This window comes from Robertkochia flava (assembly GCF_020166515.1).
In the GTDB taxonomy this organism is placed as follows: Bacteria; Bacteroidota; Bacteroidia; order Flavobacteriales; family Flavobacteriaceae; genus Robertkochia; species Robertkochia flava.
Genome location: NZ_JAINZT010000008.1, coordinates 104,601 through 117,710 on the forward strand (window position 1 = coordinate 104,601; position 13,110 = coordinate 117,710).

Here is a 13,110-nt window from a genome sequence, read left to right on the forward strand (position 1 = left end):
ATTAGTTACCTTTAAGGCAAATTTTGGTTATGGGAAAGAAGTTGAAAGAGATCACGCCCAGGATCTCTGATTTTATCGCAAAGCAAAAGCTGTTTTTTACAGGAACCGCTATGGAGGATGGCAGGGTAAATGTATCGCCCAAGGGTATGGATGCATTCCGGGTTCTGGGCCCCAATCGGGTCATGTGGCTTAATCTTACCGGAAGCGGTAACGAAACAGCGGCTCATTTACTGCAAAAGAACAGGATCACGATCATGTTCTGTGCCTTTGAGGGTGCTCCCATGATACTAAGACTCTATGGTAAAGCAAGGGTCTATCATCCCGGTGATAGCGAATTCCAGGAGCATATCGGTCTTTTCCCTGATATTGCAGGTACACGGCAACTCTTTGATGTTGAAGTTGATCTCGTGCAAACTTCTTGTGGAATGGGTGTTCCGTTTATGGAGTACCAGGGGGAACGGGAAGAACTTCGTACCTGGGCCGAAGAATTGGGTGAAGAGGGAATTCAAGCCTACTGGAAGAATAAGAACCTGATCTCTCTGGATGGGGCAGAAACCGGGTTACCCGTTAAAAATTAACCCCAAATCCAAACCCGAACCGTTGGTCTTCGTCTGAGAAGAAAAAGCTGAGATCCAGATAAAGGATCTTTCCCGCTACGGCATATACCCCTCCTCCCCAGGAGTCGTGCCAGCTGTTGAACGGGTCATTGGGGTGCCAAACCCTTCCGTAGTCATACCCTCCATATATTCCGGGTTGGAGGGGAAGAAATCCGGTTTTGAAAGGTTTAAAATTGTACCGGAGATCCCCGTTGAAAACAAGGGCATTTCTGCCAGTGAACCGGTTGATACGGTACCCCCTTAAGCCTGTATTGCCCCCAAGGGTTGCTGCCTGGTAAAAGGTAAGGTCATTCGCAATATTCAAATGGGCTGCGATATTGGTTTTAAGCACAAGGGCTTTGTCCGGAGTGATATTCTGGTACATCAAAAGCCTTGGTTTTAAATAGTAAACATCTTCTCCGGATTCCTGCAGGTTAGCGATATATCCCGTGGCCAGGTTAAAAAGCATTCCTCTTCGTGGGTTCAAGGGTTCGTCATAATTTTCAAAACTGTAGTCAGCGTTGAGGCTTAGATAAAACTTCCAGTCGTAAAATTCGGGAGTGTTGTTATAGTCGTCCAGGAAGCGGTCGTTGTTTTCTTCGATCTCGAAGGCTTCAAATGCCAGGTCGGCCTTCCAGGTACTTCCGTATTTGGATCGGTCTGATATTCCCCCATAGGCGCTCATCCGGCTCATATTTACCCGGTAATAATCGTATCCCAATTCCGCCCCGTTGTTTTCAGTATTACTGCCAAAGCCAAAGAAATTACGGGTGAAGGTAGGACTGGTAAACCGGGTCCCTGCGATAAGATTAGCAGCCTTGAATACTCCGGCGAACTCCCCGTCATAATTCAGTTCAAATCCATCGGTTGCAAAATGATAAAACCCGCCGATATTGTGTTTGCTGGTGAAAGGGTTTCTTTCAAATCCCAGGTTGGTTAGTGAGAATGCAGCCCCTACGATGATACCGGCATCCGGATTAAATCCAACAGCAGGGAAGAGCGATGGGGTGTTGCTCTTGTTTTTATTGAAATCGAAGTGATTGAGATCATAACGGTCAGTAAGCCTTACAGAAGCTCCCTTGTTATAGGCGATGGTATTGGGCTTGCTTCGGTAATCATAGATCTTTACTTTTTTTCCATTGGCGATCTTATAAATATCATTGTTCTGTCCCCCTGCAAGGCGGACAAGTATTCCTGGTTTAAAATTGCCTGTTACTTCAATTACATCATCGTCATCCAGGGCGTAGATCCATAACTCCCTGGTTTCCCTGGCGTCAAAAACCTTATTGACCAGGGTGTCTGCAGGAACCCCGTCCTTTATGCGTCTGATGAGAATTCGGGTTTTTTTGTCCTGCATCCGTTCCACAAGGATGTGATCATCTTTATCCGTTCCCCGGAGCACGACAAGCTCCGAAAGCAGGTCGTAATAGTCATTGGCAATAGTCAGTAATCCATCCCGCCTTTCCTTGAGAATGCGAATGATCTCCTCGGTGCTGGAATGTTCCCGGATCTCCCTTGGCATTTTGGCAAACGCCTGCCCGATCACCTCGTCCGTTAAGGTTTCTTGAAGGTGTTTGGCTTCCCTGAGATAATCTTCCCGTGTACTTTGCTGTATCAGAACGCGGTCCATGGGTAAAGGCTCAATATTGAACCATTCGATATTTTTCAGTTCGGGTTCATAACGTTGGACCATCCGTGCAGGAGCAGAGAGGGTTCTGGCCGTGGAGAGCAGGGCACCATCAAAGTCGGAAAAGGCCTGGTCGCGGTCACGGGGTATGGGGCGGTAGATCTTTTGGTCGTCCATATGAAACTCAGAAAATCTCCATTGGTCGGTATGCCGGTCCCAGTCTCCAATAAGCATGTCAAAGATCCTCGCTCTGAGGTAGGCCGCTTCGTCCAGGCGGTTTTCTTCATCCTCTCTTAGTTCTTCGAATAGTTTGTCGGTACTTTCAATCTGGTCAGGAGTCCCGAAACTCGGGTTGCCCGAGTGCGCATCGTCCGGCCGCTCTTCGATCATATACAATGCATCGCCATAGGCCTCATTGTATTTTCCCAGCGCCTCCTGTTTGGGGATGTAGAACAACTCCGGATTGGTGTGGTAGATCCCGGCGGCCCTGGACAGGACGGGTATGGTAAACCCCGCATAGGGGTGGGCTGCAGTAAAGAAATCCATCAGAAGCCGGTCCGGAAGGGTCCCGGTAAGGTCATCTGTTCCCAGGTTCTTATCGTTGAGCACTACTGTTTGCAGAAATTTAACCCCGCTTTTTTTTAAGGCCCGCATATTAAACTCCCGTCCCAGGGTATCTTTTAATCTAAGGGTTTCAGATTGATGCCCGCCTCCCATACGTATGGGGGTAAGCCCTCCGTAAAGGGTGTCCAGCCTGCCAACAGGGGCCTTTACCTTTATTCCGTACAAGGCCCTGTAATGTTCACCCCAGGTAGTGCGATGCAGGTCTGATACCTCGTAGGCATCTTCGCTGTAGATCGAAGCAGCAATGGAATCCGGGTATGCAACCGGAAGGGTTAGTGGAGTCACCGACTTTCGCTTCTGGTATACCCCGGCAGTGAATACCGGTGTATCAGGGGAACCCTGATCGTAAAAATGAACGGCGGAGGAGCCGTCTTTGTACAAGTCAAGAACAGCATAGCCCTGTTGGCCATAGGTAAAATCGGCCTCGTTGGTGAGTTTTGCTGCTGAGGTTTTGGATCCTGAACCCGAAACGATCTGCCTGTAAAACCCACCATCGATGTATTGCAGGTTATGCTCATGTCCTGAAACAAAAACAGCCTTAACAGGGGCTTCCCGTATAATGGTCTTTATCCGATTGGTAAAATCCCTGTAGGCGCTGTTTTGAAGGTCCTGTGACGATATCCCGCCGTTTTGCCGCAACAGGGCTATCAGGCTTCCTATTCCGGGCAGTGGGATCTTTTTCTGGAACGGAAACAAATGTTTATTTGCCGCGAAGTATCCCCCGTGAGGTCCATAGGTGTCTATGGGGTGGTGAATGGCAATGATCACCGTTTTTCCTTCCTGTTTTTTAAGGGCGCTCTCGAATTCAGTAAAAAAGCGTTTCCGGGTTTTGATATCACAATCGTCATTCACGGTGGGGTGTTCATCCCAATCGGCAAGGAACCACTGAGAGTCAATAACAATAAGGTGCGCCATATCATCGATATCAACCTCTGTTAACCCACATCCGTTTTCAGGGAGAAAGCTGTTTTTGCGATCAAGGTATTGCTCAACGAATTCCTGTTGTTCTTCGAGGCTTTCCAAGCCGTCAAAATACCAATCGTGATTCCCGGGAATCACGGCTATTCTACCGGGAAAATCTTTCATCCCCTCCAGTTGTACCCGCAGACGATGTTCGGCAAGAGCTCGCTGGGGGTGTCCTTTCCCGGGCATACCTTTGTCGTAGATGTTGTCTCCCAGCAGGATGGCGATATCGTTCGCACCGGCACGGGAAATACCCTGCTTAAAGGCAATGATGCCGGGGGCTTGCTCTCCAAATGCTGAATTTCCCGCATCCCCAAGAAGAAACACCCGTCTAACCGGAGTCTGGTTTGCGGTAGCCGCCGGTAGGGCAGTTTCGCTTACCTTTAATTCATGGGTAGCGCAGGAAAGTAAAAGGACGAATAGTCCGGCGAACAACAGGACAGTACCTTTATTCATGGAGTGGTTTATCTAATAATTTCGTAATATTATAACTCTTTTAAATTGCCATCTGCATGACTGATCTCGTACAAAAAGCCGAAGCTTATATTACAGACCTCCTGTCTGAAGAGTTGGATCCGAACTTTTTGTATCACAATCTGAGGCATACGCAACGGGTAGTTAAAAATACGAAAGTTCTTATTGAAAACACTCCGGAATTAACGGAGGCCGATAAGGAAGATATCCTGCTGGCCGCGTGGTTCCACGATGCCGGTTACGCAGATGCGGCTTTAGGGCATGAGGCCAGGAGCTGCGAGATAGCCAGGGATTACCTGAGCAAAGCGGGATTTAGCCCGAAGCGTATTGCTCATGTGTGTGATATCGTGATGGCGACGGATCTGGGAAATACCCCGGAAACCCTTCCTCAAAAGATTCTTCGCGATGCCGATTGTTCACATCTATCCCGCCCCTCTTATGTAGATACCACCGAATTGTTACGGCAGGAACTCAAGCTTACCGGGCAGGCAGATTATTCGGTTAAGGACTGGCGTACAGAAAATATCAGGTTATTGTCCAAAAGCCATCATTATTATACCCCTTATGCTGCAGCGAACTGGCAGGAAGGTAAAGATGAAAATCTCAAGGCTCTTTTGGAAGAGCAAAAAAAGGAGATCAAAAGGGAGAAAAAAGAAAAGATTAAGGCCAAATACAAATATCAGCATTCCGATCGCGGAGTACAAACCATGTACAGGATTGCCCTGAACAATCATCTTCGGCTGAGTTCTATAGCCGATACCAAGGCGAACATCCTGCTTTCTGTAAATGCCATTATTATATCGGTGGCCCTTTCCAATCTGATCCCGAAACTGGATAACCCCAGCAATAAATTCCTGGTGTTACCTACGATGGTGTTGCTCCTTTTCAGCGTGATCTCTATTATTTTCGCGATCATGTCTACCCGGCCCAATGTAACCACAGGGCGTTTTACAGAAGAAGATCTGAAGGATAAGAAGGTGAACCTGTTGTTCTTCGGTACATTTTACAGCATGCCATACGACAGGTACGAGGCGGCCCTGAATGACCTGATCCGAAACAATGATGATATCTACGAGGCCCTGACAAGGGACCTGTACTATCTTGGAAAAGTTCTCGCCCGCAAATACAAATTATTGCGTACCACCTACACCGTTTTCCTCATCGGAACCATTATATCGGTTATTGCCTTTGTCCTGGCTTATGCGCGTTACGTGGCCTGAACCTCTGGAACTGGTTACACTTATTACCAGGCTCAATTTTTGGATTAGGATAGCTCTTTCATAAGCTCCTCAAAGCTCATCAGGTCTTTCCCGGTTTCCCTGGTGTAAAGCATTCCTGCAGAAATTGCTTTTAATCCACTCACACCCTGAAGTTCCTCCAACTCATGCAGGGAGATCTCATTGGATAAGATCCCCTTAGACTGAAGCAGGCGTATGTATCTGAGGTATTCGATCTCGTCTTGTTTCTGCGAATAGATAATGGTTATTTTTCCAGGTTGTGTGATGCGCTGCTTGCTGCCTTTTATGTAGGCCTTATCGATCCTTTTCTTGATGATCTCATAGCGGGCATTATAGGTGCCATCCACATCAAAGTGTTTTTCATCCATCCTGAAACGTATCGATAATGGGGTATTGTGCACCAGAAGCAAAGAGGTGACGTCCAGATCCATATCCAGTTCCGGTTTCAGGTTGTAGTATACATTTTCCATATAACACATGGTCTGGAGTTGCCAGAGCTTGAGGTTCTGTAGATAGACCTCTGTGAATTTTCTGGAATGGGCTATAGACTGCCCTATATAAATGTTATGCTCTACCCCATCTGTTTTATAACGTTCGAAATAGTGGGGGAACATCTGGTAAGCTTCTTCGTGTTTCTGATCGATCACCCTGGCCATTTCCTTGTTGATCCTTTTTACGGTCTGATCGTACCGTTCCCTCGCAGAATAATACAATCCCAGCTGCTCATTGAGGTGACTCCGGTATACCTCTACTTTTTTCTTTAAGCTGCTGTTGAGTGTTTCCACGGCCTCCAGGGCCGGGTGTATTTCGTCCTGAATAAATTCGAAAATCACCTGTTCAGAGTTGGTTCTGAAATGGCTGTTGATCTCTTTGAGATGTTTTTCCATCCGGAAAATATATTCCTCGTAAATGGGTAGTCCCTGGGTGTTAAATGCTTCCTTAAAAAGAAGTTTCAGGTCTTTAAGCTGGTCGCCAAGGTCCTTCTTGGCTGCATCGTTACGGGCCACCGATGAGTTTTTAATGTCGATCTGGCCGTATAACGGATAGACATCCTTAAAGGTAATGTCTTTAAGAGAAGCCGGATTTCCTTCTCTTTGTTCCTGAAGGTATCGCTTGGCTTCTTTTACGAATTTCCATCGCACGCTTTTGTGAAGTGAGGTGTATTCGTTTTGGATGACCGCTTCGATCTCATTCTTCTTTTCCTGTTTGGTCCTGATCCCGGCAGCAACGATAAATGGCATCACATCAATAAGCTTGTTGGCATTCACGCTGTTCAGGGCCTTTTTTTGGGGTGAAAGCAATTCCAGTACCCCTATAAGCGTATCGTTATGGGCAATGGGAGCCAGGATCACACTGTTGAAACCTTGTTTCCAGTAGGAGGCATAGGGCTCTTTCTGGCCGGAAACACGGTAGTATTTCTCAATGTCTGATATGGCAAAAAAGTCGTGCCTTTTCAGGATGTTCTCCCTGAACCGCTGGCACATGACCGATTCACAGTTTTTGTTAACGCCCTGCAGCATGAAACACGGGGTGTCTTTGTTGACCTTCTCGAAGACATCCAGGTCTTCGTCATAATTCAGGAATCCCACCTGAAGGTCTTCCACATTGAATAGGGATTGAAAAATGTTTTGAAAGATCTGCAATCCCATGAACCGGTTGGAATTGGTATTTAGTAACCATGTTTTTAATTCCGATATTGCGCTGTCCAGGGTAACATCGAACAAATTGGAGATCACAAACCCCTTAAAGACCCAGCTTCCAGGTGGGAATTTTTCTTTCCAGAGGTCGAGATCGTCAAAACCGTCAATGAGTTCGTCAATGTCTTTTGGGCTGAGTTCACGTGCGTTTTCGGTAGGATGAAGTTCTACGAAATCGGCATTGTAGGTGATCCGGTAGTGCTTCATAACACCCTTGCGATCGGGAATGTCAAAGTACAAAGGTCTTCTGAACTGTACATCTACCCCGTAATGCGCCTTTAGAATGACGCTGCAGGCCATGATGTAAATATGCCCTTCCGGCATATTTCTGATATCGAGTTCAAATTCTTCAGGAGTGTCACCTATAATAGCATCAAAGCGTCTGGAAGATTTGAAGGTAAGCCCTTCAAATGGAATGCCCGCTGTTTTGATCTCGTTATGTGTTAAAATGGGACTAAATGCATCCCTTAGGATAAGATCAATTTCAGGCTTTAACTCCTGTAGTCTTTCCAGGTCGGTTATTCCCTCCCTTAGCTCCGGGTACTTTTCTCCAAGGGCAAGTACCTTTCTGGCATGACTCACCGCATCCGGATCCGAAGATTCCTTTACCTGGACTTCATAACTTTGCATCAGCAAATTAAAGCTGATCTTCATGGTCAGGGGCGACTCCTGGAGTAGTGCTTTCTTCATACTGCAAAAATACGTGATAAGGCATACTTTGTCTTAACTGGACTTTTAAACTTCCGTCATTAAGGTTTAAATGGAGTTTTTATCGGTGAAATGCATGAATGGTGAACTCCATGCAATTCCCGAACGGCAAGTTGTGCGGAGTTGAATGGGGGGGTTGATCCTTTAAATATCCTTCGCCTGTATTTTGAAAAAATACTCTGGTTTAACTTTTGTATCTTTCTGTTAAAGAATGTTCGTCTTAGCCGATCTTTTTATAGCGATTTTCCATTGCCAGTGGATTTCAGCTTGAATATCGGGAAATCACATAATAAATAACTCGCCAAATGTCTACCATAAAAAGAATGAACATGGCGTATCAGAACGCAAAGGTCATTCCGTTTGACGACACTTCACGGTTCATTTTTTTTAGCGACTGTCATCGGGGTGATAACAGCTTCGCTGATGAATTTGCCAATAAGCGCAACATCTATTATCACGCCCTGAAACAATATTTTAAAAGGGGGTATACCTATATCGAGCTTGGGGATGGGGATGAATTATGGGAAAACCTGCGGTTCAAAGACTTGTTTGAGGCCCATAAGAATATCTATTTCCTGATGAAGGATTTCTATGATCAGGGCAGGTTGCATATGCTCTATGGCAATCACGATATTGTGTATAAAAATCCTAAAGTGGTTAAAAAGCATTATGAGAACTGGCTGAATCCTCAGACCCGGATGGAGGAGCCATTTATGCCTGGTCTGGAGATCCATGAAGCGATCATTCTGAAGCACACTGTAACCGGAAAGGAGATATTTCTGGTTCACGGCCACCAGGCCGATTGGTTTAATTATGTAATGTGGCCTTTGGCCCGCTTTATGGTGAGGGTGTTGTGGAAACCTCTTCAGGTAGTTGGCATCTCCGATCCTACCAGTCCGGCTAAGAATAATAAGGAGCTTTTTAAGGTAGAACGCCGCGCCAAGAAATGGATCGCCTCCAGGGGCAATATGATCACAGTGATCGGGCATACCCATCGCCCGCGTTTTCCGGAGCCCGGAGAGCCGGCATTGTTTAACGACGGTAGTTGTGTGCATCCGCGAAGTATTACCGGGCTGGAGCTAACCGAGGGGGAGCTCAGCCTTATTCGCTGGAGTTTTGATACTACCGAGGAAGGGTATCTGCAGGTAAAAAGAAATCTTTTGGAAGGCCCAAGGCATATTTCAGCATACGAAACCTACTGATATGAAATCCACCTTTTACGTTATCCTTTGTCTTGCCGGGCTACATTCCTGCCAGCCAAACCCCACCTCTATGGAAGAAAAGGGGAACACCTTGGCATGGGAGTCTTACCTCGGGGGAGCAGACAGAAATCACTATACCACCCTGGCAGAAATAACTCCTGATAATGTGGAGGAGCTCAGGGTGGCATGGAGGTATTATGCTCCCGATAGCGGACAGATGCAGATGAATCCTGTTATTCAAAATGGGAAGCTTTTTGGGGTAGATGCCCGGGTAAGTCCCTTTGCCCTGGATGCGGCAACCGGAGAAGAAATTTGGAGGTTCGAAGATACCACCCAAACCTGGCACAGTACGCACCGGGGAATCACTTATTGGACAGGGGAGGACGGTGCTGAAAGAGTCCTGGTGGCCCTGGGGCCTTATCTCTATGCGTTGGATGCGCAAACGGGAAGGCCTGTAGATGCGTTTGGAAAAAATGGGCGCATCGATCTTCACAATGGATTGCCTGCAGTGGCCAGGAATAAATTTATTGCTTCGACCACCCCCGGAACCCTGTACAGGAACCTTATCATCATGCCGGTTAGGGTGGGAGAAGGTGCCGATGCAGCTCCCGGTGATATCAGGGCTTTCGATGTAAGAACAGGGGAAATACAATGGACCTTTCATACCCTGCCATATCCCGGAGAAGCGGGCTATGAGGCATGGGATAATAAGGAGGCCTACCTGAATAATGGTATCGGAGGTGCCAATAGCTGGGCCGGAATGGCCCTTGACCAGGCAAGGGGTATCGTATATGTTCCCACCGGGAGTGTTTCGCCTGACTTTTTCGGGGGCGACAGGCCGGGAGATAACAGGTATGCCAACAGCTTATTAGCCCTTTCAGCAGAAACCGGAAAGCTCCTCTGGTACTTCCAGTTTACCCATCACGATATCTGGGACCGGGATCTGCCGGCCCCTCCCAACCTGATCACAGTGAAGCGGGACGGGAAACCGATTCCTGCAGTGGCACAGATCACCAAACAGGGAGATATTTTCCTCTTTGACCGCGTTACCGGAGTGCCCTTATTTGAGGTGGAAGAACAGCCGGTGCCCGTTTCCGAACTGTCGGGGGAAGTGAGCTGGCCTACTCAGCCAAGGCCCGTGAAACCCAGGCCTTTCGCAAGGCAGGCGTATGAGCTTACAGAAAATGATATCAGCCCTTACGCTCCGGACCGGGATAGTTTACTGCGTTTTTTTAAAACCACAGATCGCCGGTGGTATGCGCCGGGAAATACCTCTCCGGTGCTTTTATTGCCAGGATATGATGGCGGAGCCGAATGGGGAGGGGCCGGAGCAGACCCAGAAAACGGGATCTTATACATCAATTCCAATGAAATGGCATGGATACATCAGCTGAAGGACCTCGCCTCCGAGGATCGTCCTTTGATCTCTTCGGGAGCGAAACTGTATCAAATGTATTGTGCAGCCTGTCATCTGAATTCCCTGGAGGGTATTCCCGAAAGTGGTTATCCGGAACTTAAGGATGTCTCCCGGGGATTCACCTTAAATGCTTTCCGTGAATTATTGACTGCCGGAAAGGGAATGATGCCGGGATACCCACAGCTCAAGGATAAAGAGATAACAGATCTGTATGCTTTTATAGGAGGTCAGAGTGGGGGCGATAAAAAGGAGGTGATCCGTGAGGATCCAGCTCCGGGAACAGGTCAAAGATACAGGCATATGGGGTACAGGAAATTTCTGGATGCCAATGGTTTGCCGGCAATTTCTCCACCCTGGGGTACGCTAAGTGCTGTAGATATGAATACGGGTGAGTATCTCTGGAGGATCCCCTTCGGAGAGGAAGATCGGGTCGATATGGCGGTTGCTCAGCCCACCGGAACTGAAAACTATGGCGGACCAGTAATAACAGCGAATGGTCTGTTGATCATAGCGGCCAGCAGGGATGGTTACTTCCGGATTTTCAACAGGCATAATGGCACTTTGTTATGGAAGTATAAACTTCCTGCACCGGCATTTGCAACCCCTGCCACCTATGTTGTTAATGGATGCCAATATATCGTAGTGGCTTGTGGAGGAGAAAAATTGGGGACCCCGTCAGGGAACCAGATCCTCGCCTTTGCCCTTCCGGATGTTGCGAAGAGTCAATAACCCCAAACGTTTTAAGGATCTTTCGCGTTAGGTGGTTAGGGCTACACCTCAGGAGCGATCTCGATCTCCAGGCCTTCGAGCTCCTCTGTGATCTGGATCTGGCATCCCAGTCTGCTGTTGTTCTTCACATGGAAAGCTTCGGCAAGCATCAGGTCTTCATCCATGCTCATTTCGGGAAGCGTATGATCGGTATGTACATAGATCTGGCAGGATGCACACATGGCCATCCCTCCGCAGGTGCCTTCCACAGGAAGTTCATAGGCTTTGCAGAGTTCCATAAGGTTCATGCCCATATCGGTAGGAGCCAGCACCTCATGTACTTTTCCTTCCCGGTCTGTGATCTTGATGTTGATATCCGACATAGTATCTGTAAAATAAAAGCAAAAGTAATTAAAAAAGCCCTGATGAACAGGGCTTGAAAGGATATTGTAAACCGGGGCTTAGTTGATCGATTTGATCACGGCCTTTTCGGCTTCCTTACGGCTGCCGTCGAAGCCATCGATCCCGCTCACGGTGGTGTATTTCATGACATAACGCTTATCGGGGTAGATACGCTTATAGGCACTCTGGCACATCAGGGTGGCCTCGTGGAATCCGCAAAGGATAAGTTTAAGCTTACCCGGATAGGTGTTTACATCTCCAATGGCATAAATACCTGGGATATTGGTCTGGTAATCCAGGGTGTTGTCTACTTTGATGGCATTCTTTTCGATTTCCAGTCCCCAGTTTCCGATAGGTCCCAGTTTTGGAGAAAGACCGAAAAGGGGAATGAAATAATCGGTTTCCAGGAAGATCTCCTCATCTTCCCTGCTAATGGTAACCCCTTCCAGGTGATCTCCACCCTGAAGAGAGGTGATCTCTGCCGGGGTGATCAGGTTGATCCTGCCCAGTTTTTTGAGCTCTTCCACCTTTTCCACTGAATCCAGGGCGCCGCGGAATTCATTCCGTCTGTGGATCAGGGTTACTTCTGCTGCCACATCGGCCAGGAAAATACTCCAGTCCAGTGCAGAGTCTCCTCCGCCTGCTATAACCACTTTTTTGTTTCTGTAGACCTCAGGGTCCCGGATGATATAGGCCACCCCTTTGTCTTCGAATTTATCGAGATTCTCCAGCAGGGGTTTCCTGGGTTCAAAGCTACCCAGTCCGCCGGCAATAGCCACCACCGGGGCATGGTGTTTTGTGCCCTTGTTGGTGGTTACAATAAAACTGCCGTCTTCCTGTTTTTCGATGGTTTCGGCACGTTCTCCAAGGGTGAACCCGGGATCAAAGGGCTTGATCTGCTCCATGAGATTGTCCACCAGGTCGCCTGCCAGCACTTCCGGAAAACCGGGAATATCGTAAATGGGTTTCTTAGGATAGATCTCTGCACATTGCCCCCCTGGTTGAGGTAAGGCATCGATAAGATGACATTTCAACTTTAACAATCCGGCTTCAAATACGGCAAAAAGTCCCGTTGGGCCGGCTCCTATAATTAAGATATCTGTTTTAATCATAAATAAATCATTTAGGGCCTGTAAGGTCTGGCTGGTCAAAGGAGGTTAACCACGGACTTTCAGATCCAGACAGGACGCGCCCTCCATAGCAGGGTATTGAATTACTTAACGTTCTCTACTTGTTCGATCTGGGGAGCATACTTTTTAATGGTCATCTCCACCCCATTTTTAAGGGTCATCTGGTTTACACCGCATCCTACGCAGGTACCTTCCAGTCTTACCTTTACGAACTTGTCGTCCTCAATGGCAACCAGGGAAATGTCTCCCCCGTCATTCTGCAGGAAGGGCCTGATCTCATCAAGCGCTTTCTCTACATTGGTCTTAATTTCTTCAGAGGTCATG

General features: G+C 47.6%; 9 protein-coding genes. 4 read left to right on the forward strand and 5 right to left on the reverse strand.

Features of this window, described 5'->3' with window-relative positions:
- The first annotated feature begins 29 nt into the window (after nt 1-29).
- A complete protein-coding gene (locus K7R11_RS13590) occupies nt 30-578 on the forward strand; it encodes a pyridoxamine 5'-phosphate oxidase family protein (protein WP_224491292.1) in 549 nt (182 codons plus the stop codon).
- Here the strand turns inward: K7R11_RS13590 and K7R11_RS13595 are convergent.
- On the reverse strand, nt 568-4,266 hold the full coding sequence (locus tag K7R11_RS13595) for a metallophosphoesterase (RefSeq protein WP_224491293.1): 3,699 nt from the start codon (nt 4,264-4,266) through the stop codon (nt 568-570). The genes K7R11_RS13590 and K7R11_RS13595 overlap by 11 nt on opposite strands.
- Before the next feature lie 56 nt (nt 4,267-4,322).
- Here K7R11_RS13595 and K7R11_RS13600 point away from each other — a divergent pair, with 56 nt between their 5' ends.
- Nucleotides 4,323-5,504 carry a Pycsar system effector family protein gene (locus tag K7R11_RS13600; RefSeq protein WP_224491294.1) on the forward strand — a complete coding sequence of 394 codons (1,182 nt, stop codon included), beginning with the start codon at nt 4,323-4,325 and terminating at the stop codon, nt 5,502-5,504.
- A 44-nt stretch (nt 5,505-5,548) separates the two neighbouring features.
- On the opposite strand, the gene K7R11_RS13605 is transcribed toward K7R11_RS13600, so the two are convergent.
- Nucleotides 5,549-7,909 carry a GAF domain-containing protein gene (locus K7R11_RS13605; protein WP_224491295.1) on the reverse strand — a complete coding sequence of 787 codons (2,361 nt, stop codon included), beginning with the start codon at nt 7,907-7,909 and terminating at the stop codon, nt 5,549-5,551.
- A 323-nt stretch (nt 7,910-8,232) separates the two neighbouring features.
- Between K7R11_RS13605 and K7R11_RS13610 the strand changes: the two genes are divergently transcribed.
- Together K7R11_RS13610 and K7R11_RS13615 are read left to right on the forward strand one after the other, a co-directional pair.
- Nucleotides 8,233-9,129: a metallophosphoesterase gene (locus K7R11_RS13610; protein ID WP_224491296.1), complete on the forward strand. Its 897-nt coding sequence runs from the start codon at nt 8,233-8,235 to the stop codon at nt 9,127-9,129.
- A 1-nt stretch (nt 9,130) separates the two neighbouring features.
- Nucleotides 9,131-11,275: an outer membrane protein assembly factor BamB family protein gene (locus K7R11_RS13615; protein ID WP_224491297.1), complete on the forward strand. Its 2,145-nt coding sequence runs from the start codon at nt 9,131-9,133 to the stop codon at nt 11,273-11,275.
- Nucleotides 11,276-11,316: 41 nt separating this feature from the next.
- On the opposite strand, the gene K7R11_RS13620 is transcribed toward K7R11_RS13615, so the two are convergent.
- The 3 genes from K7R11_RS13620 to K7R11_RS13630 form a co-directional block, all read right to left on the reverse strand.
- The gene (locus K7R11_RS13620; protein WP_224491298.1) at nt 11,317-11,637 is read right to left on the reverse strand and encodes a 2Fe-2S iron-sulfur cluster-binding family protein; all 321 of its coding nucleotides are present in this window, start codon (nt 11,635-11,637) and stop codon (nt 11,317-11,319) included.
- A gap of 78 nt (nt 11,638-11,715) precedes the next feature.
- Nucleotides 11,716-12,768, reverse strand: a complete 1,053-nt coding sequence (locus tag K7R11_RS13625; RefSeq protein WP_224491299.1) for an NAD(P)/FAD-dependent oxidoreductase — start codon at nt 12,766-12,768, stop codon at nt 11,716-11,718.
- Between the two features lie 101 nt (nt 12,769-12,869).
- Nucleotides 12,870-13,109, reverse strand: a complete 240-nt coding sequence (locus tag K7R11_RS13630) for a NifU family protein (protein WP_224491300.1) — start codon at nt 13,107-13,109, stop codon at nt 12,870-12,872.
- Nucleotide 13,110: the final 1 nt, after the last annotated feature.